Source organism: Coleofasciculus sp. E2-BRE-01 (genome assembly GCF_040221695.1).
Taxonomy (GTDB): domain Bacteria; phylum Cyanobacteriota; class Cyanobacteriia; order Cyanobacteriales; family Coleofasciculaceae; genus Coleofasciculus.
Window position 1 is genome coordinate 1 of the sequence record NZ_JAVKEA010000128.1, and the last position, 23,526, is coordinate 23,526.

The 23,526-nt window shown below is 45.5% G+C and carries 23 protein-coding genes; 9 read left to right on the forward strand and 14 right to left on the reverse strand.

What is annotated here, in order from left to right:
• Window positions 1-344: 344 nt before the first annotated feature.
• Window positions 345-1,667 carry an AAA-like domain-containing protein gene (locus RIG66_RS15345; protein WP_446379426.1) on the reverse strand — a complete coding sequence of 441 codons (1,323 nt, stop codon included), beginning with the start codon at window positions 1,665-1,667 and terminating at the stop codon, window positions 345-347.
• Between the two features lie 406 nt (window positions 1,668-2,073).
• Here RIG66_RS15345 and RIG66_RS15350 point away from each other — a divergent pair, with 406 nt between their 5' ends.
• The 5 genes from RIG66_RS15350 (at window position 2,074) to RIG66_RS15370 (ending at window position 6,542) form a co-directional block, all read left to right on the forward strand.
• The gene (locus tag RIG66_RS15350; RefSeq protein WP_446379428.1) at window positions 2,074-3,783 is read left to right on the forward strand and encodes a choice-of-anchor tandem repeat NxxGxxAF-containing protein; all 1,710 of its coding nucleotides are present in this window, start codon (window positions 2,074-2,076) and stop codon (window positions 3,781-3,783) included.
• A gap of 228 nt (window positions 3,784-4,011) precedes the next feature.
• Window positions 4,012-4,932 (forward strand): XDD3 family exosortase-dependent surface protein, encoded by a 921-nt coding sequence (locus RIG66_RS15355; protein ID WP_446379430.1) that lies wholly within the window; start codon window positions 4,012-4,014, stop codon window positions 4,930-4,932.
• Between the two features lie 144 nt (window positions 4,933-5,076).
• Window positions 5,077-5,295 carry a hypothetical protein gene (locus tag RIG66_RS15360; RefSeq protein WP_446379432.1) on the forward strand — a complete coding sequence of 73 codons (219 nt, stop codon included), beginning with the start codon at window positions 5,077-5,079 and terminating at the stop codon, window positions 5,293-5,295.
• A 254-nt stretch (window positions 5,296-5,549) separates the two neighbouring features.
• Window positions 5,550-5,774 (forward strand): hypothetical protein, encoded by a 225-nt coding sequence (locus RIG66_RS15365; protein WP_446379434.1) that lies wholly within the window; start codon window positions 5,550-5,552, stop codon window positions 5,772-5,774.
• Between the two features lie 69 nt (window positions 5,775-5,843).
• The gene (locus RIG66_RS15370) at window positions 5,844-6,542 is read left to right on the forward strand and encodes a sugar transferase (RefSeq protein WP_446379436.1); all 699 of its coding nucleotides are present in this window, start codon (window positions 5,844-5,846) and stop codon (window positions 6,540-6,542) included.
• A 126-nt stretch (window positions 6,543-6,668) separates the two neighbouring features.
• Here RIG66_RS15370 and RIG66_RS15375 read toward each other — a convergent pair whose 3' ends face one another.
• The 7 genes from RIG66_RS15375 to hpsL all read right to left on the reverse strand — a co-directional run bounded on the left by RIG66_RS15375 (window position 6,669) and on the right by hpsL (window position 14,875).
• A complete protein-coding gene (locus tag RIG66_RS15375; RefSeq protein ID WP_446379438.1) occupies window positions 6,669-7,307 on the reverse strand; it encodes a ThiF family adenylyltransferase in 639 nt (212 codons plus the stop codon).
• An 85-nt stretch (window positions 7,308-7,392) separates the two neighbouring features.
• A complete protein-coding gene (locus tag RIG66_RS15380) occupies window positions 7,393-7,614 on the reverse strand; it encodes a hypothetical protein (RefSeq protein ID WP_446379440.1) in 222 nt (73 codons plus the stop codon).
• A 466-nt stretch (window positions 7,615-8,080) separates the two neighbouring features.
• Entirely contained in the window at window positions 8,081-8,998 is a 918-nt protein-coding gene (locus RIG66_RS15385) for a hypothetical protein (RefSeq protein ID WP_446379442.1), read from the reverse strand.
• A gap of 146 nt (window positions 8,999-9,144) precedes the next feature.
• Complete coding sequence (gene hpsP / locus RIG66_RS15390; protein WP_446379467.1) at window positions 9,145-10,374, reverse strand: hormogonium polysaccharide biosynthesis glycosyltransferase HpsP; 1,230 nt, start codon at window positions 10,372-10,374, stop codon at window positions 9,145-9,147.
• 229 nt (window positions 10,375-10,603) lie between these two features.
• Entirely contained in the window at window positions 10,604-11,773 is a 1,170-nt protein-coding gene (gene hpsO, locus RIG66_RS15395) for a hormogonium polysaccharide biosynthesis glycosyltransferase HpsO (RefSeq protein ID WP_446379444.1), read from the reverse strand.
• Between the two features lie 281 nt (window positions 11,774-12,054).
• Entirely contained in the window at window positions 12,055-13,047 is a 993-nt protein-coding gene (gene hpsN / locus RIG66_RS15400; RefSeq protein WP_446379446.1) for a hormogonium polysaccharide biosynthesis glycosyltransferase HpsN, read from the reverse strand.
• Window positions 13,048-13,177: 130 nt separating this feature from the next.
• Window positions 13,178-14,875, reverse strand: a complete 1,698-nt coding sequence (hpsL, locus tag RIG66_RS15405; protein WP_446379447.1) for a hormogonium polysaccharide biosynthesis protein HpsL — start codon at window positions 14,873-14,875, stop codon at window positions 13,178-13,180.
• Window positions 14,876-14,907: 32 nt separating this feature from the next.
• On the opposite strand from hpsL, the gene RIG66_RS15410 reads away from it, so the two are divergent.
• Window positions 14,908-15,042: a hypothetical protein gene (locus RIG66_RS15410; protein ID WP_446379449.1), complete on the forward strand. Its 135-nt coding sequence runs from the start codon at window positions 14,908-14,910 to the stop codon at window positions 15,040-15,042.
• Window positions 15,043-15,163: 121 nt separating this feature from the next.
• Here the strand turns inward: RIG66_RS15410 and glmM are convergent, their stop codons facing one another.
• The 3 genes from glmM to RIG66_RS15425 form a co-directional block, all read right to left on the reverse strand.
• A complete protein-coding gene (gene glmM / locus RIG66_RS15415; RefSeq protein WP_446379451.1) occupies window positions 15,164-16,627 on the reverse strand; it encodes a phosphoglucosamine mutase in 1,464 nt (487 codons plus the stop codon).
• A gap of 385 nt (window positions 16,628-17,012) precedes the next feature.
• Window positions 17,013-17,165, reverse strand: coding sequence for a hypothetical protein (locus RIG66_RS15420; protein WP_446379453.1), 153 nt, complete (start codon window positions 17,163-17,165; stop codon window positions 17,013-17,015).
• A gap of 1 nt (window position 17,166) precedes the next feature.
• The gene (locus RIG66_RS15425; RefSeq protein ID WP_446379455.1) at window positions 17,167-18,603 is read right to left on the reverse strand and encodes a pentapeptide repeat-containing protein; all 1,437 of its coding nucleotides are present in this window, start codon (window positions 18,601-18,603) and stop codon (window positions 17,167-17,169) included.
• 285 nt (window positions 18,604-18,888) lie between these two features.
• Here RIG66_RS15425 and RIG66_RS15430 point away from each other — a divergent pair, with 285 nt between their 5' ends.
• Both RIG66_RS15430 and RIG66_RS15435 read left to right on the forward strand, forming a co-directional pair.
• On the forward strand, window positions 18,889-19,728 hold the full coding sequence (locus RIG66_RS15430; RefSeq protein WP_446379457.1) for a prephenate/arogenate dehydrogenase: 840 nt from the start codon (window positions 18,889-18,891) through the stop codon (window positions 19,726-19,728).
• 123 nt (window positions 19,729-19,851) lie between these two features.
• Window positions 19,852-20,151 carry a hypothetical protein gene (locus tag RIG66_RS15435; RefSeq protein WP_446379459.1) on the forward strand — a complete coding sequence of 100 codons (300 nt, stop codon included), beginning with the start codon at window positions 19,852-19,854 and terminating at the stop codon, window positions 20,149-20,151.
• A 179-nt stretch (window positions 20,152-20,330) separates the two neighbouring features.
• Here the strand turns inward: RIG66_RS15435 and RIG66_RS15440 are convergent, their stop codons facing one another.
• Window positions 20,331-21,653: a hypothetical protein gene (locus RIG66_RS15440; protein WP_446379461.1), complete on the reverse strand. Its 1,323-nt coding sequence runs from the start codon at window positions 21,651-21,653 to the stop codon at window positions 20,331-20,333.
• A 139-nt stretch (window positions 21,654-21,792) separates the two neighbouring features.
• On the reverse strand, window positions 21,793-22,233 hold the full coding sequence (locus tag RIG66_RS15445; protein WP_446379463.1) for a hypothetical protein: 441 nt from the start codon (window positions 22,231-22,233) through the stop codon (window positions 21,793-21,795).
• Between the two features lie 132 nt (window positions 22,234-22,365).
• Here RIG66_RS15445 and RIG66_RS15450 point away from each other — a divergent pair, with 132 nt between their 5' ends.
• Window positions 22,366-23,403: an nSTAND1 domain-containing NTPase gene (locus RIG66_RS15450; protein WP_446379465.1), complete on the forward strand. Its 1,038-nt coding sequence runs from the start codon at window positions 22,366-22,368 to the stop codon at window positions 23,401-23,403.
• On the opposite strand, the gene RIG66_RS15455 is transcribed toward RIG66_RS15450, so the two are convergent.
• On the reverse strand, window positions 23,400-23,526 hold a 127-nt coding region (locus RIG66_RS15455), incomplete at its 5' end, for a transposase (protein ID WP_446379469.1). The two genes, RIG66_RS15450 and RIG66_RS15455, sit on opposite strands and share 4 nt — an antisense overlap.

Below are 23,526 nucleotides of genomic sequence, written 5' to 3' on the forward strand. Positions count from 1 at the left end.
ATTAGTCATTAGTCATTAGTCATTAGTCATTAGTCATTAGTCATTAGTCATTAGTCATTAGTCATTAGTCATTAGTCATTAGTCATTAGTCATTAGTCATTAGTCATTAGTCATTAGTCATTAGTCATTAGTCATTCGTCATTTGCCATTTGTCATTCGTCATTTGCCATTTGTCATCTAATCCTAACTATCGAACCCAAGCCCATCTCCACCCCCCTAAAACTTGGCAACCCATCCACTCAACCCCTCTGCGTTCCTCTGCGTAAACCTCTGCGTTCCTCTGCGTTAAAAAACCACAACCTCTCTCCCCACAGAATCCAATCAAACAACCCCTAACCCCCCGATTAAATCCGACTGCCAAAATACTGACGAAATAATTCATAACGAGGACTAACACCATCCCCTTCCCACCGTACCAACCCCAAATTCTCCAAAACATCCGCCACCTCTGGATGCAATCTTACCGGATGATTAACACCAACAACCTGATTAAACACCGCCACTAACTCCGGCAATTGATGTAACTTTTGTTCATACATAAGCAAATAATCCCGATAAATTCCCCTCGGAGTCGCCGCCATTACCAACACCTCCTCCAATGTGACCAAATTTTGTCCAATTTGCTTAATCGCCTCTTGCACCAAATAAGGCTGTCCCCCCACCATCGCCATTAACCGATTCACCTGATCCCCTTGCCAATCTAATCCATAATGTTGCGCCAACTCTTGCACCTGTTCCCGACTCAATTCCGGTAACGCGATCGGAAGTCCCGTATTAAATGGCGACTGATTAATATCAAGTTCGCGATAATCTTCCGTATACACTAAAACCTGACGCAACTTACCCCAAATTGGGCGCGTTTTCGCATCCTCATGTCGCGTTCGCAGCATCCCTAAAAACTCCCCCGCGATTTCTGGATAGGGAAAAATTCGATCCACTTCATCTAACCCCAAAACCAGACAACTGTCTCCCGGTAACAGATGCTTTTCAAAATACGTCTTACACTTATTCTTACTATTGCCAATACTCCGCTGCCAATGTTCAGCCACTGGATTTTCTGACAATGAGTCTTGGTTCAGACTCAGCGTCACACTGGTACAGAACCATTGCAGAAATCGATTCAAATCTTGAAAATCCGTCGCCGTTGCATCCCGCAGATTCAAACTCACTGCGCGATAACCCTGATCCGCCGCATAATTCAACACCCGTGACATCAACTCGGTTTTCCCCATCTTCCACGGCGCTTTAATCCGCAGCAAACATCCCGGCTTCAGGATTTCCCGGTAACAGGTAGGTAGAATCCCCGGTTCACTATAACTATCTTGGCAAAGAGGAGACGCGATCGCACGGGAATCTGTCTCTGGATTCCTCAGTTGTTCTCCATGCTGCTGATATCGCACATACTCCCGCTTTAACCAGTCTCGCAAGCGCTTAAATTTCCCCTTTTTCTCCGTATTCAGCGCCGGACAAGAATGGGCAAATGTCGCATAAATTCGCCCCATTCGTCGTTGCAGCGTCGCCTCACTGATATGTAAATTGTCAGCAATTTTGGCATCAAGTTTTGCCAAATTGCGTTCCGCAAAGCGGAGACAGAACACCTGTCTCTCATCGGCATCAAATATACCCTGATAATCTGCAATTTGTTGTAAAAATGTATCCCACGACATAAACAGTTAGAGGTATTCAATAGTCAGCAAAATTGTCGGATGTGTTAGCATTCGCGCAGCATTCCCGAAAGGTAGCGTAACGCACCCTGACTCTATTCCACTAGGATATCACTTATAATCCAACGATTAAAATAAATGGGACTTGAGTCAACGATGCAAACGTTTATAGCGAAGACAGCGAAACGATTAACAAAGAATTCATCACTAATATTGATACCTTCTGATAGCTTTTGATGCCTTTTGATAGGTTTCCAACAAACCCTCACAATTCTATCTGATAGATAGCTGTGGGTTCAAATTCAAAATAAACCGATTTAATAGACTTATAAGCAAAATACAACCATCTGATCGATCAGACCTATTTTCCAGTTATCTCAACTCTCTCAGAATTTTCAGGAGTACGATTATGCTGAAATTCAAGCCAATTCTTTCTCTTACCGTAGTTGGACTATCTCTCAGCCTACTCAGTAGTGGTAAAGCCTCAGCCTTTAGCTTCAACTTTAGCCCAATAGTAGAAACTAGCGATTCATTCAGTTCCTTTACCAGCCTCGGATCAGGACTCGGTACCGCAGGCGGCAATAGCGGCTATAAGTTGTCCAATGACTCCAACTATCAAAACGGCAAAGGACTGGCAATTAACAATAATGGTCAAGTCGTCTTTTTTGCCGAACTCAAGTCAGGAGACCAAGGAATCTATGTTGGTACGGGTGTCAGCGCCCCAGAAATCATTGTTGACAACAAATCTTACTCTATATTTAGCAGTTTTGGTCAGGGACTATCCCTTAATAATGATGGCACTGTCGCCTTTTTTGCTGATGTCGATTCTGGTGGTCAAGGCATCTTTACCAGTAATGGTGTCAGTAACACTCAACAAATTGCCCATACAAGCGGAACCTATAGTAGCTTTGCCCCTGGATTATCTCTCAACGATAATGGCACGGTTGCCTTTCTTGCCAATCTCGATAGTGGAGCGCAAGAAATATTTACCAGTGATGGTAATAAAACGATCCAAATTACCAACTGTATAGGTGCTGGCTCATCCGAGCAACAATGTCCTCTCTCCAGTAGTATGCTTGATCCTCTTGCACCTGACATTAATAATCAGGGAATGGTTAGCTTTGTGAGTCACTACGGTGTGTTTACAGGGGATGAAAATGGCAACTATCTGATTATTTCCGATCTCACTAACTTTTGGAATGGTTCATATCGGGAAGCCAACATAAATGACCAAGGAGAAGTATCAGCCTTTGCTCATAATAATGGTGCAGGTCAAGTCATTTTTAAGACGAATGGCATTAATGGTGAATTGATTGCCGGGAACAATTATGATGAGTTAGAAACACCCGATACATTCTATAATGTTGGTACCAGTTCTATCAATAATAAAGGACTGGTTGCATTTATGGCAAATCAGGTCGTTGAAGAGTCTAGCGTCTTTAGCAACCAGGGTAAAGGTATCTTTGTGGGCAGTAATGCAGTCGAGGATAAAGTTATTGGCATTGGCGATACCTTATTCGGTTCCACTGTAGTTGATTTAGCCATGGATCGGCAAAGCCTGAGTGATGATAATGAGATTGTCTTCTGGGCAAAAATGGAAGATGGCACAGAAGGAATTTACCGCGCCAATAACATCGCTGACTCCCAATTTAATCCTTTGCTTCCTGATAGTACATTGGATGGAGTGTTCCGATTTATTGACGTGATTGGCGGAAAATGGTACGACCCACCATCTGCCTATGGTTTCCGCTACGAAATGACCGAAAATTCTTTATTTACCTCAATTTTAAACTTCCCGGTTGGCTTTGAAAATCCCTTCACTGTATCTGTAGGAGATACAAATCTGGGTGAATTTATACCCGGAGACAGTATCAATTTTGTCTCGCTTTTGGGTGGTGGTGTTTCTGAGTTTACGATTACCGGACTTGATGTTGATCCCACCAATCCCACAGCGTTCCCAATTAAACTAGACTTTGATACAGATACCGCGAGTTTCGATATGCACGCACTCGTGGAGGAAGACAGTCAGAACGTGCCTGAACCCGTTTCTGTATTCAGTTTGTTGACCTTTGGTTCAGGTGTTGTATTACTGCGTAGGCGGAAATCACGGCAGGTGTAGGGGCGGATTTTACAACTATCTTATCGGTTGCACCCAGATGTAATTAAACCCGCCCCTGCCAATGTTTTTTTGACAGATATACCGTAGGGTGGGTTTCGGCTTCGCTCAACCCACCGGCTTACCAGTCAGTGACATTGATCTATACCTATTGAAGCTTGGCTAGAGTTATTTATAGGTAAAGGCACAAACAAATAACTAACAAAATCTGAAACCTTGAAGGAGAAAACAATGTTGAACTATACCGCAAAACTTTCTATTTCTGCTCCAATCATCTCTATCGCCACCCTATGGGGTTTGCTATTTGCCACAAGCGAATCCGCTCAAGCTGCTACGTTTGCTCTCAATGAAGATACGACGGTTGATACGTTTACTGAATGTATCAACGATGGTATTGCCCTCCAAGTTGATAAAAATTCAGTCGATGAATCAGGATGGCAATATGCGGTTGATTCGTTTAATGATGGTGTGGATGGATTGCAAGTTGGTGGTAGTGGTAATCCCTATGAAATTCACAGTTTAGCGCTTAAGGAAACGGAGGACAGCATTTTTGTGGCGATTAATGCCAATATGTCATTAACAGGTGTTGATGGCACCAGTGCTGAGGATGGAAATATTGGGTGGGGGGATTTGTTCTTCAATTTTACCGATCAAGATTTCACCACGGCGAATAATCAAGGAGATTTATTCGGGGTACGTTTTGCCGGAACTAATGATTCGTTAGTCCCTAATCTTGGTCTTTATGGCAATGTCGCCGCTATTAGTACCACAGATATTAATAGTGGGTTTAGTAGTCTCACAGATTACAACCAACGAGTGAATGACTTTTGCCAAGGTGCTGACTGTAGTCCAAGTCTGGGAGATTTACCTGCTGATACGTCCTATTTTGACCAATCTCAAAGCTTAAATACGATGGGTTCCGGTGAATTTATCACCAGTCTTATGTATCTGTCTGAGTCAGAATTACTCGCGGCTGGCTATGACTTAAATCGCTTTGATGGTGAACATACGATCGCTCTCAAATTCGATAAATCAGGGATTTGCGATCGCGGTTACTGTACATCCGTCCCTGAACCCTCTGCTGGCTTGGGTTTAGCCGCCCTCGGCTTAATGATTGGCGTCAATCATCTCCGCAAGCGTTACTCGGCGTAAAAATCAGACGCCGCAAAGGTTACAGCTATTGGCAGATAAGAGTGCGTTCGCGAAGCGTGTCCGCCGGATGTATCGCGACTTCACTCATTGCTTAAATGCTCAACATTTTACATCTGTCAATAGCAAGCTTTGGAAGCAGGTTTTATGGCAACCTCAAGACGGATTCAAACCTTATCTATCGCTATAATTGAAGTAGTTAGTGCTGGACTCAATACAGTCCGTATTCCGCAACTAACACCAACTATTTTCAGTCCAAGCACACCGTTTAATTTTCAGCATGAGACGGAACAGACAGCCAATCAACCCGCTCGGAATATTTGCCCATCTCGCCCGACTCTCCCCTGTGCAGCACAACCCCGATAGATAAGAAGGGAACAGGAAACAGGAACGATGAAGGACGAACTATTACAGAATAAAACCTAATTTTCTGTACTTTTTACTACATTTTTGCCTGAATTTTATCCAGATTGCCCAAGCTGGCGATCCACTGAATACAGAGTTGGCGATTAACTTTGTAAAGGTTTGTTACAAAATCCTGACTATGTGCGTAAATGGGAGGAATGAACCCAGAGTAATAGTTAGAAAGTCAATTCACTGTCAACCCATCCAGGAAACTTATGTGGAACATCATTTTCATCGGATTAATCCTCTTTTACCTAGTCATGCTACCGCTTTTCTTCACGCGATGGCTAGGCTTTTTACAACGTGAGGAAAACCTCTCTCCCAAAGCCCAATTTCACTCGCTCATGTTTTTACTTCTTGCCGCTATCCTGTGGCCCCTAGTCATTCCCATCTCTTACCTAGAACTATTAGAACGCCAAGAACAGCTTCAGAATTTTTGACCAACCGGAGTATCAATCACATCAATCACGATTACCTCTCAAGTTATCTGAATTGAAGGAACAAGTCCAATGACTGCATTTACCCTTAACCCCAACCGTTGCGATGAAGACTACATCCATCAGCCATCACTCTTCAATAATCAGACAGTAATTTTTTCGCTTCATCCTTCAACCTATTCCATTTCTAAACGCTGCATCGATATTATAGGCTCTCTAATCGGACTTCTGATTTTCGGGGTTCTTTTTCTACCCATCGCCATTGCCATTAAACTCGATAGTCCCGGCGATATTTTCTATAGTCAAACCCGCCACGGACTTTATGGAAAACCCTTCAAAATTTGGAAATTACGCTCAATGATTCCCCAAGCGGATGCCCTAAAATCCCAAGTTCCCAATCAAGTCCAAGGACACCTGTTTAAGAATGACAATGACCCCCGCATCACCCGTGTGGGGCGTTTTCTGCGCGGAACTAGCTTAGACGAATTTCCGCAATTTTGGAACGTCTTAATCGGAGACATGAGTTTAGTTGGCACTCGTCCGCCTACCCACGATGAAGTAATCCATTACAACCCCCACCATTGGCAGCGATTAAACGTAAAACCGGGGATCACAGGCGAATGGCAAGTCAAGGGGCGATCGCAGGTACAGGATTTTGAGGCGGTGGTTGCTCTTGATTTAAATTATCAGAAACAATGGCATCCTGGGTATGATTTAATGATTATTTGGAAAACAATTTCCGTTGTTTTTGCCCGACTCGGTGCCTGCTAACGAACAGAAGGCAGAAGGTATAGATGTAAAGTCCCATTGCTTCCCCTGCTCCCAGACGCGCCATGGCGCGTCTCTACATTGCTTCCCCTGCTCTCTAACCTTACCACAATACTTATTCAGCAACCCCTACGGATTCAAAGGTTTTACCGCTAAATCGGCTAACGTAATCGTGAAATTTTGTTGCTTTTCAGTGGCGATAAAGGTAATAATCACCTCACAAGCAACCGCCACCGCCAGCATAACTAAATTTCGGGCTAAGGGATAATCACAAATATCATCATTGACTGGTGAGGGAACGCGATAATTATCGTTCCAAATGATTTCCGCATAGTCACTTGCCAATCCCACATGCAAACAGGGAATCTGCACTTGTTGACAATAGTCTTTCACCGCTTGACGGGCGACACTATTGTCAAAGGTATCAATCACTAACTGACTATCCCGAAGTAATTGAGAACAGTTGTCCGCCGTTAGTTCTTTGGCACGCCCATCGACAGTGACACCTAATGCACGATAGAGCGTATTTGTCAATATCTTAGTTTTATAGGCACCAATATCAGATTTGTAATAGGGTTGAGTAGAAAGATTGCGTTCCTCGATGCGATCGCGATCGATTACCCGTAACCTGCCAAATCCAGAACGCGCCAGGTTTTCGGTCAGATTTGCCCCCAGCGCCCCAGCCCCGCATACGGTTACCGGAAACTCCTGCAACCGTGTCATCAGGGCGGGTGTTCGATAGAGGTTTTCGTGAAAGAAAATAGACATTAGTAATACAATTGGGCAATCACCGCGTTCGCGAAGCGTGTCCGCCGGACGTATCGCGACATAGCTAATGGCTAGTTTAAAACAACTAACCGTTCTCAATGACTTTAACAAAGCCATGTCGCACCCCATAGATTAATCGAGTCACCGCCTCCTCATGATCTGAGGTAAAGGCGTTATCCATCGGTGTGATCAGCAATTCATACCAGTCAGAGTGACTGATTTGACCCTTTTTCATGCTTTGAGCAAAGAGTTGACTAAAATCCAACGAGTTACTGATTTTTCTCTGGTGCGCTTTTTTTGTCAGCATCTTATGTCTCTGGGTTTAATAGAGAGATTGGGGTAGACGATAACTAGATTGTAGTCAAGATTCAGGGGTAGTTTCTTGAAATCTTCGTAAAGAAATGTTGGTCAGTAGGGGGATAAAATTAAAGTTGACGGTTGAGATGGGGAACGGGGAACAGAGAACAGTCAGAATTTGACGCTTGTTTACATTGTTTAGTGTAGGACTTGCTGCACAAAGCCAAAATCCTTAACTATCAATACTTTGAGCTTTATTTACAGAGGGTTTTCTTCAAGGGAATCGGATAGAATCCTTCATAAGTATGGCATCACCTTGCTCAGGGAAAATGTACCCTTGCTTCCCCAGCTCCCAGACGTGCCATGGCACGTCTCTACATGGGCTTCCCCAGCTTCCCCCGCTCCCCTTCACCACAACACTTATTCAGCAGCCTCTAGTGCAGGGGACAGCATTCATAAACCCTACGCTAGCTGTTCTAGAATCGGGCTTCGATTACACCAACGAGGGATTGTAAATCAAAGTCGCGATCGCCACCAGAAAGACAGATTCCCGAACTCATCACCGTCAAATCCCCCTTCGCGATCGCAGAAGTATGACGTTCCCCATCACGAGTCGTCCATTCCACTTGCCAAAACTCGCCGCGATCGCGAAATGTCCGCAATCTCCCACCTCCCATCTGTAACGCATCCCGCAACCGTTGTTCATCGGTTCGCTCAGCTTCCCCAGCTCCCCCAGCTCCCCCAGCTCCCTCTGCTCCCTCTGCTCTCCCTGCTTCTCTCGCTTGACGGCGATGTTGTTCTCTTTCTTGATAAGCAGGTGTTTGTTGCAATACCAACTCATAAACCGTTAGCATTTCCGGTGTCATTCCCGCAAACCGCACCTGATCCGGTAGAGTAACGTGTTCTAACTGTTCTCGTAACTGTTCAGTCGGTTGAGGTTCAGCGCGTCTATCTATTTCATCAAACCAAAACGCCGTACCATCAAAACGGGCGATAATCGGTTCAAATGCAGCGCCTTCGCTAACTAGATGTACAGGTACAGGTTTAACCATACCCAAACGTTGCTGCATATCCGATTCATTGATGGGATAGGCTAACCACGTTAATAAACGCAACGGATAAGCCAATCGCAAACGCAGGGGTTTAAGTAGCTTCAGATACTCCGCTAATTGAGGTAAACTCGCCTCTTCTACTACCTCAGCCGTTTTCTCATCCACAGGACGAAAAATACCCCACCCTTCAAAGTCAGGCGGTTGAGGAGTAAACGTATAAATCAGATTAGCCACTGACGTGCGAACCTTTCCCCCTTGAACACAGGGAGCAAGAAACTCGGTATCCTGAAGTTGGGTTTCTTGGGCGGCGATTTGGTTGAGGAGATTATCAATGTCTGCCATCGTCAGTTATCAGTTGTCAGGTGTCAGTTATCAGTTATCGGGAGATGGGTAAGATTGTGTAGGGGCGGGTTTCACTACTAGCTTTTGAAATGGTGCGTTACGCTCCGCTAACGCACCCTACACCCGCCCCGACTGTACATCAATTATCAATTATTAATTATGTTTTGATATGCCTCAATCATAGTCTGCGCGATCGCATCCCAACTATAATGCTGTAGGGCATAATCTCTAGCATTGACTCCACGCCGTTTTTGTTCCCCAGCATCCCTTAATGCTTCCCGTAACGTTTGCGTCAACGACGCTACATCACACCCACAAACCCATCCCGCCTCCGCCCCCTTCACCTCTGGGCAAATATGCACCTGATCTGAAATTACCACAGGAGTTCCCGCCACCATCGCTTCGGCGACAGCAATGCCAAAGTTTTCATAATAAGAGGGTAAAACAAATAAATCTGCCTTTTGAAGCAACGCCGCTTTTACTTCTCCCTCAACAAACCCTGTAATTGTCGTATGAGATGATAGCGGCGACGCCTGTATCTGTTGTTGGATTTTACGTTCATACTCTGGATCTTGGGGATTCGCACCCGCTAAGATAAACTGAAACCCTAACTTTTCAGCTAAAAGTGTTTCTAAAGCCGGAATCAATAAATCCAGTCCTTTCTTCGGGTCAATTCTAGACATAAATAATAGGATTGGTGATTGGTGATTAGTGATTGGTGATTGGTAACTAGGAAATTCTTCCCTATCTTCCCCATCTTCCCCATCTTCCTCATCTCCCCTATCTACTCCATTTGACTGCAACGCCTCCGGAGGCGTAACCCCCAACGGAATCACAATATCTGGCGCATTTGTACCAAACCGTTGAGAAATCTTCGCCTCTTGTTCACTGGTAAAATGAATCCTCGCCGCCCCAGCTAAATTAGCGCCTTCCCACAAGCCAACATACACTTGTTTTAATCGCCGCTTCTTCTGTAAATCCGCCGGATCAAGTGTACCCAAGGGACGCAGAATATAGGATAAATTTCGTTTTCGGGCGACTGTCGCAGCAGCCGTACTCACGGGAGAAAACAGGGCGTGAATATGCGCCAGATCAAATTCCCCTGCATGTTGCCACAACCAGCGTAATAAATCTAGGGAAAACTTATAACGCCGGAATGGAGAACACCGGAAATATCGCACCTGATAACCATCCTGGGGAACAGGTTTATCTAAAGGAACATCCAGTGGTGGTTGACCAAAATCCCCATTACTATCAGTGGTCAATATCGTAACATCTACCCCTTGATTCGCTAGCGCTTTAGAAAGCCCCAGTACCATTTGACTCGGACCCCCATAAACCAGCGAAATTGAAGGGACAATTTGTAAAATTCGCATTTTTGTCATTTGTCATTTGTCATTTGTCATTCGTCATTTGTCATTCGTCATTTTTCATTGGTCATTCGTCATACTCACTCCCTTAAAAAGAAACCCACATCATATCATCGCCAATTATTTCCAAATCCTATAAAAATCAAGTCCCAATCCTATAATCCCCTCTGCGTCTCTCTGCGTAAACCTCTGCGTTCTCTGCGTTAAAAAAACATAATTTCGATACCCCCTCTCATCATTCAATAAGTCTCTGATAAAAATCCAACAACTGCCGCGCCAAAGCCTTATTCGTATACTGCCTCATTGCCCGTTCATACCCCAACTCAGCCAACTGATTCGCCAACTCCGGCTGTTCCATCAGCGATATCAACTTGCCGCGTAACGCTTCTACATTCCCCTCCGAAAACACCAAACCCGCATCCCCAATCACATTCGGAATTTCCCCCGAATCCGACCCAATCACAGGCACTTTCGATGCCATCGCCTCAATCAAAACATGACCAAACTGTTCCTTCCATCCCGCCGCCGTTAACGTTTTAAACTTGTACGTCGTCTCAGAAGGTAGAACCAAAACATTCATCAAATTAATATAATTTGGCACTTCATCATGAGGAACACTCTCCACCCAAATCATTCGGTCTTTAATTCCCCATTCCACCGCCTTTTTCATTAACACAGTTTGCAGAGAACCCCGTCCTAACAGTAACCACTTCCACTGATGATCCTTGATCCCTGCTAAGGCTTCCCCTAGAGTTAATAACCCTTTTTCCTCAACAAATCGCCCTACAAATCCGACGACAAACTCATCGTCTTGAAGTCCTAGTTTACTTTGTAACTCTGGCTGGGCTTGGGGACGAAATCGACTTTCATCCACACCTAATTGAGGCATAACGGTATAAGCCCCTTGATAACCATGCTGCTGGAGAACTTCCACTGCATCCTGATTTCCCGCAACCAGTCCATGAGTATTCTGAAGGTTATAGTCGTGCAATATCGATAAAGGAAACTTCACTTGATAGGGTAAATTCCACCAGGTAAAGAATACATTTTTTGCCTTTAGCCCTAAAAGTTGATTCAAGGCAATGAGTTGGGCATATCCTAATGCTTTTGCACCTTGTTCAACTTGAATAATCTGGGGTTTAAAGTCTCGCAATAAGGCAAGTATATCCGTGCCGAAGGTGAGTAATCCCTGGTTGTTTTGGCTAAAGTTAGAGATAGGGACGACTCGAAATGAACCCTCTTGACGCGGTTGGGTTTCAATGATTTTATTTTGTACGCCCCCTGGACGCCAGCGACGGGGTACGACTACGGTGACTTCAATATCAGGTTCTAAGTTGGCGAGTTCGCGTAGCTTTTCGCAGTTAAGATCAACAATATAGGTATGACTGGCAACTAGAATTTTCATTTTTTTAGAGGGAATAGGGAATAGGGAATAGGGGAGATGGGGGAGATGAGGGACACCTCGACTTCGCTCGGTGTGTCAGATGGGGGAGTTATCTCAACACTGAGTTAGGGCGGGTTTTGTACTAAGGTTACTATCAATCGCGACAAGAGAGTCCCTAAACCCGCCCCTACAAACCAGCGGGTTTTGTACCAAGGTTACTATCAATCGCGACAAGAGAGTTCCTAAACCCGCCCCTACAAACCATGCCAATTGAAAGTCGCGAAGCGTCAAAACGTCCCCAATCAACCATCAACTTTTTCATCCAACTGGGTATAAACTTGTCCCTGATCCCAAATGGACTGGATTTGAGTTTTCAGTGCATCCATAAATCCGATAGTGTAGAACCCTGCACGAGTAACAATTTTAATAGGGGAACCACTCTTGTTACAGGGTGGATTTCCGAGAACGTGACAATCAAAAAGCTTGGCGAATAAGCGTACCTGCTGACTGGGGGTGAGGTTTTTCAGCGCCATCAGAAAATGATTGTGGTAAAACGTGACTTGGTATTTTAGCGATCGCGTACTAATATCGTGACAACCGCCAGTCTCTTCGCCTAAATGCACCAAAGAGGCATCGGGATCATACCAAATCTGATACCCCGTTTGCCGCAATCGCAGACAAAAATCTGACTCTTCCCGTACCGCACTCCCGCGAAATCGTTCGTCAAACCATATCCCATGCTTGGTAAAAATCTCCCGACGGTAGGACATATTACAGCCTCTGGCGGAAATCACCCACTGCGGTTTAATCGTATGCACTAGGTCAATGTGATACCAAGCAATTCCGGGGTCCATCGCCTGAGGGGGTAACTCCTCAATTTCATAGTCTCCTTGATGTTTTTTCTGAGAATCGGCTAGCTTCATTCGGTCAAACACTCGCCCCGCAACCGCCCCAACCTCCTGACGTTCATAGTTCCGGGCGTGGGCTTGCAAATACCCAGCAGGCATTTTCACATCATCATCGATAAATACAATAATTTCACCCGTCGCCCGTCGCACGGCATAATTTCGCGCCCCCGGTAAACTCGCCCAGTTCACCCGAAACCATTTAATTTTCTGGTCATTCGCCAGTTGTTGTAAATAGGCTTCGATTTCAGGTTTGTGATTTTGTGTTTGATCAACCACTAAAATCTCAACAGCGGGATACTCTTGCTTGAGTACATCTTCTAACGTATCTCGCAAGGGTTCCTCGCGTTCATAAGTGGGAATAATGACTGAAATTAACGGCTCATTCACGGCTATTTTTTGAAAGGGTAATTGTTGATTGTTGATTGTTCATTGGTAATCCTCTCCCCCTGCTTCCCCTGCTTCCCCTGCTTCCCCTGCTTCCCCTGCTCCCCCTGCTCCCCCTGCTTCCCCTCATACACTAAGAGGCTGCTGGGGTAGCAATTCGTGGTTTAGAACCCTTTTTTTTACCGTTCCTTTGTACGTCAGATTCATTCTGTTGTTCGACAAGTTTCTGTTTTCGCAGTTCCTGTCGGTCTATCTTAGGTAAGGCTAGGATTACCCCCGCAAAAAACCAGTAGTAGACTGCTACGGGGTCTGTATCCAAAGGATACCAATAGGTGTTATAACTGATAATCAAAACAAAAACCCAATAACTGGAGCCAAAACTACGTAAATTTTTGTCACGAACTGACTGTTTGGCTTTAAATGTAGTAAATGTCAAGTGAGTCACAAACGCCAAAAACGCTAGGGTACCGATAGTACCTACTTCAAAGATAAGTTTGGGATAATAGGTTTCAACCAGTGAAACATCCCCAAATGCGCGAGTAGAATTTGTAGCTCGTCCTAAACCATTACCGAGCCATCCCTTAGTGTTATAAGTCGCCCATTCAAATTGCTCTTGAATAAATGCTTGTGGTGGTGAAGCCTCAGCACGACTCTTAAAACTGTCAATTCGTTCCTGAACCAGTTCTGGATTCATGGCTAAACCAATCGCAATCAGCAAGCCGAGTCCCACGCCTATTGGAATAAACCGCTTGAGATTCGTTATCTGACCTGTGAGGATCAACAAAAGTATCGTAATAGCTGGAACCAAAGCCAAGGCAATTCGCTGACCGCAGATTACCGCATTGACAAAAACCAGTGCCATACCTGCCAAACCTCCAATCCGCCACAAAAAAGACGAATCGCTAAATGCAGCGGCAAATGTCAATGCGCTATTGCCGATCAAGAACCAACCCCAGTGCCAAGGAGACACAAAGGTTCCTGGCAAGCGAATCATATTCTGTGATGGACTGTACAGCAAAGCGCCACCAATAAAACACTTTGCCTCTAAGCTTGCCTTAAATAGCTCAACTCCGGAGAGATGATCCGTGCCAGCACACCTGCCGCTCTTAAGCATTGAGTATTGGATGAGACCTAGGACACAGCAAGTAATTACCAAACCTAGATGCAAGCGGCTACAAAATAGCAAATCCTTTTTACTTTTGAGCAAATGTTGAGCGCAAAAAATCAGCGGAGCGTATCCCAGTAAAATTTTCAACCCAAAAATGCCTTGAATAAAGGGTTGTCCTGATTCCTTGCCCGTCAAATGCAAGCCGTTGACAAAGAATAATGTCAACAAAGAAAACACCAAGCAAATACTCAGTGTTGGCATCAGGCTTTGGGGAACAAAGAAGGGTTCCTTTTCGCGTCGGCACTGTTGGTATAAACCAAGTAGGGCAGGAAAATACAATCCATCTTTGGCTAATTGAAGTATGTTATTGCCGCCGAAAAATTGATAAATTATAGTGCCGCTAAAGGGCATATAAATGAGAAATAACCACAGTGCCTTGCGGGGATATTTATAGGACAGACCAAAACAAGGTATGATGGCTCCGGCGATCACACCCATCTTTGGTTCAGCAACCACACTCGCGATCGCCCCTAGGAATATCCCCGGCAATAGCGTCATGAACAGCCATTGAATCAGTTCTTGGCGCTGCTTTTGCGCTTTACGCTTTTGGGCTAACTGCTCCTTCAAACTCAGGAGAGGGGCTTCAGACTGCTTTGACTGCTTTTTTCCTTTTTTTGAAGTTTTCGATTTTTTTGATTTTGATTTTGATTTCGATTTAACCATGGCAAAGCTGTCACGTTGCCCATTCCTTTCGATTGTGGCACATCCACACGCCAGAGTGCAGGGGTAGCCTTAGTTTTCAGGCATCAAAGACGTGGGGTTGGGTGTGGGGTGTGGGGGTGTCGGGTGTCGGGTGTCGGGTGTCGGGTTACACCCTGTCTCAGCCATAAGCTCCCATGACAGGTTAGGTAGGGGGAGCAGGGGGAGACGTTCCGGTGGAACGTCTGGGAGAAAAAATTAAATGAGAGTTCCTTGTGAGCAGTATTGCCCTGCCTCCTGCCTTGGAGCCTTCTATGCTAAATGTTTTTCCACAACAGAAACCAGTTTAGCTGTCCAGTGCGTCGCCATTTGCGCTTCAACGGCTTCTACCATCACCCGAATGACGGGTTCGGTTCCCGATGCTCGGACTAAAACTCGCCCTTGATCTGCCATCACAGTTTGAGCTTGGGTAATTGCATCCATCAGGGGTTGACAGTCTTGCCAATGTAAACGGCGATCGCGGTTTTCGACGCGCACATTTTGCAGGAGTTGGGGATAGGTCTGGAAGCTTTGATCTACTAAGGTTTTCAAGGAAACCCCCGACTGACGTACCAATGAGGCTAAATGCAGCGCCGTTAACATACCATCGCCAGTCAAGCCGTAATGGTAGCAAAGAATATGCCCTGATTGTTCACCACCCAGCATAGCTCCACTGCGATCCATTGCCGCTTGCACATATTGATCACCCACAGCCGTTCGTACCAGTTTACCGCCACTGGCTTTCCATGCCCGTTCAAAGCCCAAGTTAGCCATAACCGTGGCAACAATTAAATCATCTGGGAGTTGATCCCTTTGTCGTAACGTTTGTCCCCAGAAATAGAGAATATAATCACCATCAATAACTCGACCTTGGCTATCAACTGCCATCACTCGATCCGCGTCACCATCAAAGGCAAACCCCATATCAGCCGACTGTTCTCGTACCACCTTCTGGAGACAGGCTAAATGAGTTGAGCCACAATTAACATTAATGCGATCGCCATCAGGTTGATTATGTAAGCAAATAACCGTTGCTCCCAACTCAGAAAAGACTTGTTCCGCTAACCTCACCGAAGCCCCCCACGCCAAATCCAGGACGATTTTCATCCCCTGTAAATGGGTTACAGAGTGCAGGGGACGCCGTAATGATTCCAAATAACGTCCCACTAATTCCGGTCGGTGATAATGCTGACCTTGAGTATGAGCAACTACAGCCGTATCGACTATACCTCGGATACCTGCCTCAATCTGTTGCTGCAATTCCCCTGGCAGTTTTGTTCCTTGAGCGCTAAAAAACTTAATCCCATTGTCTTCTGGGGGATTATGACTAGCAGAAATCATCACTCCACCCATGGCTTCTGAGAAACGGGTAAGATAAGCAACCCCAGGCGTTGGACATAACCCGATATTCCAAACCTCCAATCCCGCTAAGTTTAAGCCTTTACTCAGCGCCGATGCCAACATATCGCTGGAGTTTCGCGAGTCCTGTCCAACAATCACTGGACCCAATGCTGAGGCTTGCGAATGTAAGACCTGACCTGCCCAAAACCCAATTTGTAGCGCTAATTCAGCCGTAAGCAGTTCTCCTACTCGTCCCCGAATGCCATCCGTACCAAATAGGGGAGTCTTTGGCAGGGTTAGCGATAAATCCGTTAGCGTTCCATGAGTTGCAGATTTGTATAGATGTCTGGGGGTAAAACGATGGAAGTCCTGACGGCGGACAGGAGACGTAACCATAACTTGAATTTCCTCACACAACACAATACTGTGGAGGATAACACTTTCTTCTATGGTTGTTATAAGTCATTCGTCATTTGTCATTCGTCATTTGTCATTTGTCATTCGTCATTCGTCATTTGTCATTGGTTATTTGCTCCCTCTGCTCCCTCTGCTCCCCCATCTCTCCGACACCCGACACCCGACACCCGACACCCGACACCCTACACCCTACACCCTACACCCTACACCCTACACCCTACACCCTACACCCTACACCCGACACCCGACACCCGACACCCGACACCCGACACCCGACACCCGACACCCGACACCCGACACCCGACACCCGACACCCGACACCCGACACCCGACACCCTACACCCTACACCCTACACCCTACACCCTACACCCTACACCCGACACCCGACACCCGACACCCGACACCCGACACCCGACACCCGACACCCGACACCCGACACCCGACACCCGACACCCGACACCCGACATCCGACACCCTACAACCGACACCCGACACCCGACACCCGACACCCGACACCCTACACCCCCTTCATCAACGGCTTGCCAAAGGCTGGATTGTAGTAAGCTGTCCAGGTTTGATTGTGAGAGTTTGTGATGATGGTTTGAGTGGGAGCTTGGAAGAAAGGACTCGACTTCCTAAAATCCACTGCCATTTTTGACTGGTCAATCCCTTGGTTCAGGGTTTGCTTGAACTCTTGAATGGATTGGGACGTTGTAAATCCCCACTTTTCCCGAACACCATCTTCTAGCTTCTTGAGCAATGTGATAATATTTTGCTGGGTAATCGTGGCATCGTTGAATGGGACAATGCCTAAGTAAGCAATAATCAATAATTCAGAATTACTGGCACTGAAGGTCAAAGAGGTTTTCCGCACGCCAACGTTCACGTTGGGGGCTGTATTGAGAACGGGAAAAATCTGCGCTAGTTGATGATAAACACCGACTAAGGCTAAATTCGCGGCTATATCTAAAGGGGCATCAATGATAATGGTGACGGTGGGCAGGGTTTCGTTAAAAAACTTGTGGGATACGTCTTCGCTTGAAAGGTTAATAACCCGGCTGTGATCGCCCTCTGGACTCAAATCAACCCACTCGCAGACAATACCTTGGGTTTTCAAACCGACACGAGACACGCCATGCAATTTTGCTCCCGTGAGAGTTGCCCCAGTTAAATCTGCCCCAATCCAATCGGCATGAATTAATCGCGCTTGGGTCAGATCAGCATGGACTAAACTGGTGTTGAGCAAATTAGCATGAGTCAAATCCGCCCCGGTTAAATTCGCACCGCTTAATTTAGCCTCACTCAGATTTGCCCAACTGAGATTAGCACCACTCAAGTCAGTCCAGCGCAAGTTCGCACCACTGAGATCCGCACCAGCTAAATTGGCGCAACTGAGATTGGCTTGCTTGAATTCAGCCTGTCGAAAATTGCTATTACTCAGATCACTACGGCTCAAATCGGCGGCGTTTAAATTGGCACCTTCTAGATTTGCCCCGGTGACAAACGCCCCACGTAGGTTGGCTTCGCTCAGATTAGCCCGTTGCAGTTTGGCGTCTCTGAGGGCGGCTTCTCGCAGATCTGCACCACTGAGGTTGGCTTCTGTGAGGTTAGCACCACTTAACTTGGCACGAATTAGTTCCGCCCGAATCATCGCCGCCTGAGTCAGTTGCGCTCCCCCCAAGTCGGCTCGAATCAAATTGGCAACGTTGAGATTGGCTTTGGTTAAGTTGGCTTTGGTAAGATTGGCACCACTGAGTCTGGCTACATTGAGTCGTGCTCGACTTAAATTGGTTCCAATTAAATAAGCACCACTGAGGTTGGCTACACTTAAGTTGGCTTCACTTAAATCGGCTCCACTGAGATTAATCCCACTCAGATTGGCTTCGGCAAGGTTTGCACCGGAAAAGTTTTTCACGCCAGCCGCATATTTTTTGAGAATTGCCGTCACATTCATTAATGCTATCCTTAATTGAACTGCCAGAGGATACGTTTTTAAGGAAAGCGCTACCGAGCCGTGTTGTTATCGGAGCAAGTTTCCCAGTAGAGTGTCAAGGTAGAGTTGAGTGGGATCGGTTAAAGTCATTCTCCCTTGTCTTGCTTTTCCTCTCTCACTGGTAAAGGGTAGCGCCTAGCCTAATCCAATAGATGATACTTGGGAAGGGTGCTAAGACTCTCTCACTCCAGCTTTGCCTAAAACTTAAATGGGATTTGATCAGCTTAGCGTGGATGGCATGGGATCATGAAGATTGGGATTGTTGGACTTGGACTCATTGGCGGTTCCCTAGGACTAGATTTGAGAAAATTAGGTCATTCTGTCTTGGGAGTGTCTCGCCAAGACTATACCTGCAACAGAGCCATTGAACTCGGTGTCGTGGATGACGCGAGTGTCAATATGAACCTTTTGGCAGCGTCTGATATTATTTTTATTTGTACGCCAATTTCTGCGATCGCGCCAACGCTTCAGGCGTTAATTCCCCATCTATCCCCTGACGCGATTATCACGGATGTGGGTTCGGTGAAAACGGCGGTGGTGGAAGCGGTGACCCCTCTGTGGCATAATTTTGTCGGTGGACATCCGATGGCAGGTCGAGAATCGAATGGGATTGAGGCGGCGGTATCGGGGTTATTTACTGATTGTCCTTATGTGTTAACACCTCTGGATACGACGCCAACCGATGCGGTGAAACAGGTTGAGCATTTGGTGCGATCGCTCACTGATCGGGTTTATTTCTGTAGTCCTCAGGATCATGATCGCGCCGTGGCTTGGATTTCTCACCTACCTGTGATGGTGAGTGCGAGTCTAATTAATGCTTGTATCGATGAAACTGATCCGATTGTCCTCGAGTTAGTGCAGAAATTAGCCAGTTCCGGGTTTCGCGATACCAGTCGGGTAGGCGGCGGAAATCCAGAGTTAGGGGTGATGATGGCACGTTATAACCGGGACTTTTTATTGCGATCGCTCTTATCCTATCGTCACCGTCTCGATGAATTGATTGAACGGGTTGAGCAAAGCGACTGGCAAGGCTTAGAACAGCACCTGCAAGACACTCAAGCCGCGCGATCGCAATTTTTCTCCTAATCCCTAAACTCAAAACTTCCCCACTGTTTTCCTCACAAGATGCCGTGAACAGTCAGAGTGGGGTCAATACGGCAATGGATAGAGAAGCCGGATCAGCAGAAATTAGAGCTTGAGCATTATCTTATGTCCTACAGCGAGTTTAGTTTAGCTAAAGCCAAACAAGACTTTGGCTTAGCGACTTTAGAAAAACGTGATATTTTTGCCGATGTTCCTGAATTAGCCAGTAGTAACTTATTGGCAGAAATCCTTAACTATAACCTGCCAATCGCATTAGGCAGTAATAGTGAAAAGGCGCGTTCAGAACTAATCATAGCGCCCATATTAGTTGACTTACGCCGACAATTACAGGAGCAGATTAATTTATTTTCTGGGGTAGATTTTACGGTAGATGAAACCAAAGGATTAAACGGAACGTGTGATTAACCTAGTCCGCGTAGGCGGACTAGGTTTGTGTAGCAGCGATTTCAATCGCCGTAGCAAAAGGGGGTAATAAAGGCGGATTTGGTATCATAGGGAATAGGGAATAGGGAATAGGGAATAGGGAATAGGGAATAGGGAATAGGCAATAGTTTCACCCCCTTGTCTCAGGAAAATTCTGCTAGTCAAGGCGATCGCTTCCATTGTATCCTAATTAACCACGTTAATCCAGCCACAATTGCAAAGACAAGCAGACTAAAAAGAACCGGAACTTTACAGATGACAGCAGTTTTGGAAAAAATCGGCTGACAATTTTTATCGGCTGGAGCAAAAGACGCTCCAGCTACTCCAGCACCGACGATAGCGACGAATTCTTGAAAGCTGCGATCGCGTTCAGCTTTGGTGAGTTCGATCCGACTTCGCACGGCGTTGATGTCGTCTTCTAGGAGTTTAAAGCCAAGCTGCATATTTTCTGAATCTTTATCAATTTGCACAATATATTTTGGGGCAACTAAATCACTAAATTTATTCAGAAAATCTAACTGGCTATCGGCATCAAGTCTTTGTCTAATCATCTCTAGGCGAGTTTGATAATTCGTGAAATTGATATCGATGATTTGTTTTTGAAAGGCTAGTCCCAAGACATCACTGCTATATTGCTTGATATCGTATTGAATCTTATCAAGACTTAGTTTAGATTCGGTGAATTCATAACCAATTGGCTTGTGATTCGGAAGAGTAATCGTTTGACGATCGCGTTCAATCCTTTTGTAATAATCAAAAATATTCTTTTTAATCAAACGGCTTTGAGCATAAGCCCAATTAATTTTAGTATAATAGCAAAATAATCCCATCCAATCGGGGTAAAACTCTGCCGCTCTTTTAGCGCTTTCTGAATGGGGATAAATAGCAATCAGGATGGGACGGTTCTCTAACTGCAAATGGTGATTAGAATCCGCTAAATCCCGGAAAGCATAGTTCGGTTGCCGGAGATAGAAAATTGTGCCGCCCAAAAATGTGCCTTCCCCTTGATAATCTCGCTGCCAACTACCATCTTTGCAGAATGCTTGATAACAATCTTGGGCAACGTCTTTGGGATTTTGAGGAGAATCTTTTGGCAACCAACCCGAAAGCAGCCACGCTTGTCCTAGGGTTATCGGTTGTTCGTTTAATCGGGATTCAATTTCAGATTTTAACCAGCTAAAGCATTCAACGGGTTGAGGTTCTGTTTGGTTGTTGACTGAACAGTCAATTTGCAAGCCGTAGACATCATTAAGGCGGACAGGATAATAGTAACCTTCTACCTTATCAGTTTTAAAGTCTTCTGTTTTTTGGGGAAGAAGTTCTAGATATTCGGATTCCCGATCTGAGTCAATAATTGCCACAGTTTGCGGCAATTTTTTGATGAAAATCTCTTGATTTATTCGGCTAGCTTCATCCGTCGTATTCAGCGCCTCCTTTAAATCATACAAAAATAGATCGAGAGTGGGGTAAACAAGTTCTCTCATGAGCGGTAAAAATACTGAATTATTTAGAAATTATATAGTACAATAAAACTCGCGTATAGCTTCTATCTGTATCTGTAGGGTGCGTTAGCGCAGCGTAACGCACCATTGGCTGTAACGCCGCGTAAACCACTATTGGCACTTAACCTAAAATTTGCTTTAATTTTTCAGTAAAGCTTAATTTTTTCACCGTTTCTTCGGGGTATTCAGACCGACTGATCACAATGACGACATTATTAATTTGTTGGTTGTAACCTGTAGCTTCAGATTGAGATTTAAATCCTTTGGCATTCGCTAACGTCGCACTATCTTTTATTTGTTCGATTTCGGTAACAGTCGGCAAGAGTTCACTTGGTATGCTTTCCAGCGAATCAAGCTTGGATTTATAGACGTGGTAGTGTTGATTTAACGACTCATTGTCCGCAATCATTTTTAATAAAAGAGGTTGAGTAAAGCTTTCCCACGCTTCGGGTCTAACATAGAGTTGATCAGCAATCTCAGCTAACGTCTTCTTCTCTGACTGACTCAGGGACGTGTCTAACTCTTGCAGGGCAAGGAGGAATGCTAGGATGGTTGTGTTCATCGACGTGTTCATGGCTATTGTCCAAACAAAAAAGGTATCGAGAGTGAACGAGACTGTCCGGAAGAAATTGATATACTTATGAAGTTATTAAGGTGTACTCTCTCCTCCCCATAATTTTATAATTCTGGTGCTATGACTTCCGAATGGGAAGCCCTCGTGGTTGGGATTAATCGCTATCCTCAAATGACTACCCTGCATGACCTTACGGTAGCAGCAAAGGATGCAGAAGATATTGCGCTACACCTGAGAGACTACGGCTATCAACCTTTTCGTGTCCAGTGTTTACCCCAACAATCCAATCAAAAAGGGGAGGCACGTATCCATCCCACCGGAATGGTAACATTAGCAGAACTCCAAGAAGCACTCTCCAACCTCCTCAATCCGCCGCCTCCCAACGAACCACCAGACACGGCGCTATTTTACTTTTCCGGACATGGGTGGCGTCAAACTGTTGATGGCAAGGATGAGGTATTCTTGGCGACTAGCGATGTATTTCCTCAAATTGGAGAATATGGACTTTCTTTAAGTTGGTTGGGGGAACAACTGCAACAAAGTCGGGTTAAACGGGTGATTGTTTGGCTCGACTGCTGTTTAAGCGGCGAATTGATGGTGTTTCAACCAACGAATAAAGCATTCTGCTTAATTACCGCGACTCGTTCTTACGAACCAGGCTTGGAAATTCCCCACCAACAGGGTTTATTGACAACTGCGCTACTGGATGGATTAAACCCGAACAATTACCCCAATGGTATTGTTACCAGTCACCTGTTAAAGGGTTTTATTGAAACGCGGATGGCGCAAACATCCCAGCGCCCGTTAATTGAGAATTCCTCCCAGGCAATTTTGCTGACAACTTCATCGCCGAAAAGACGATTTGAGAATACCTGTCCTTATCGTTCGTTGTCTTATTTTACCCAGAAACCAGAGGATGCAGCAGTATTTTGTGGGCGGAGTGCGTTAACACAGCAACTGATTGGACGAGTTCAGGATGGACACCGTTTCGTGGCAGTTTTGGGGGCGTCGGGTAGTGGCAAGTCTTCCTTATTACGGGCAGGATTATTGTATCAGCTCAAGCTGGGACAGGACATTCCTGGGAGCGATAACTGGATTTATTTGGAACCGTTTGCGCCGCAAGAAAAGCCTCTGGAAAAGCGGGTCTTCCGTACTTAGTGTGCTAAACCGTTAGGATAATGCCACAGAAGTAAAGCGCGTATTGTAAAATTATTAAAGTTCCTGAAGCCAAATCCACACCGTTTTAATAGTTTCAGCTTATTGTTAACTCCTTCAACTACT

Coding starts and splice junctions, on each gene's coding strand:
- hpsP (WP_446379467.1), bottom strand. CDS start 10,374: ATGCGAATTTTACAAATTGTCCCTTCAATTTCGCTGGTTTATGGGGGT.
- glmM (WP_446379451.1), bottom strand. CDS start 16,627: ATGGTTACGTCTCCTGTCCGCCGTCAGGACTTCCATCGTTTTACCCCC.
- RIG66_RS15385 (WP_446379442.1), bottom strand. CDS start 8,998: ATGGCAGACATTGATAATCTCCTCAACCAAATCGCCGCCCAAGAAACC.
- RIG66_RS15450 (WP_446379465.1), top strand. CDS start 22,366: ATGACTTCCGAATGGGAAGCCCTCGTGGTTGGGATTAATCGCTATCCT.
- RIG66_RS15445 (WP_446379463.1), bottom strand. CDS start 22,233: ATGAACACAACCATCCTAGCATTCCTCCTTGCCCTGCAAGAGTTAGAC.
- RIG66_RS15370 (WP_446379436.1), top strand. CDS start 5,844: ATGACTGCATTTACCCTTAACCCCAACCGTTGCGATGAAGACTACATC.
- RIG66_RS15345 (WP_446379426.1), bottom strand. CDS start 1,667: ATGTCGTGGGATACATTTTTACAACAAATTGCAGATTATCAGGGTATA.
- RIG66_RS15365 (WP_446379434.1), top strand. CDS start 5,550: ATGTGGAACATCATTTTCATCGGATTAATCCTCTTTTACCTAGTCATG.
- hpsL (WP_446379447.1), bottom strand. CDS start 14,875: ATGGTTAAATCGAAATCAAAATCAAAATCAAAAAAATCGAAAACTTCA.
- RIG66_RS15440 (WP_446379461.1), bottom strand. CDS start 21,653: ATGAGAGAACTTGTTTACCCCACTCTCGATCTATTTTTGTATGATTTA.
- RIG66_RS15350 (WP_446379428.1), top strand. CDS start 2,074: ATGCTGAAATTCAAGCCAATTCTTTCTCTTACCGTAGTTGGACTATCT.
- RIG66_RS15375 (WP_446379438.1), bottom strand. CDS start 7,307: ATGTCTATTTTCTTTCACGAAAACCTCTATCGAACACCCGCCCTGATG.
- RIG66_RS15360 (WP_446379432.1), top strand. CDS start 5,077: ATGGCAACCTCAAGACGGATTCAAACCTTATCTATCGCTATAATTGAA.
- hpsO (WP_446379444.1), bottom strand. CDS start 11,773: ATGAAAATTCTAGTTGCCAGTCATACCTATATTGTTGATCTTAACTGC.
- RIG66_RS15435 (WP_446379459.1), top strand. CDS start 19,852: ATGTCCTACAGCGAGTTTAGTTTAGCTAAAGCCAAACAAGACTTTGGC.
- RIG66_RS15355 (WP_446379430.1), top strand. CDS start 4,012: ATGTTGAACTATACCGCAAAACTTTCTATTTCTGCTCCAATCATCTCT.
- RIG66_RS15380 (WP_446379440.1), bottom strand. CDS start 7,614: ATGCTGACAAAAAAAGCGCACCAGAGAAAAATCAGTAACTCGTTGGAT.
- RIG66_RS15425 (WP_446379455.1), bottom strand. CDS start 18,603: ATGAATGTGACGGCAATTCTCAAAAAATATGCGGCTGGCGTGAAAAAC.
- RIG66_RS15430 (WP_446379457.1), top strand. CDS start 18,889: ATGAAGATTGGGATTGTTGGACTTGGACTCATTGGCGGTTCCCTAGGA.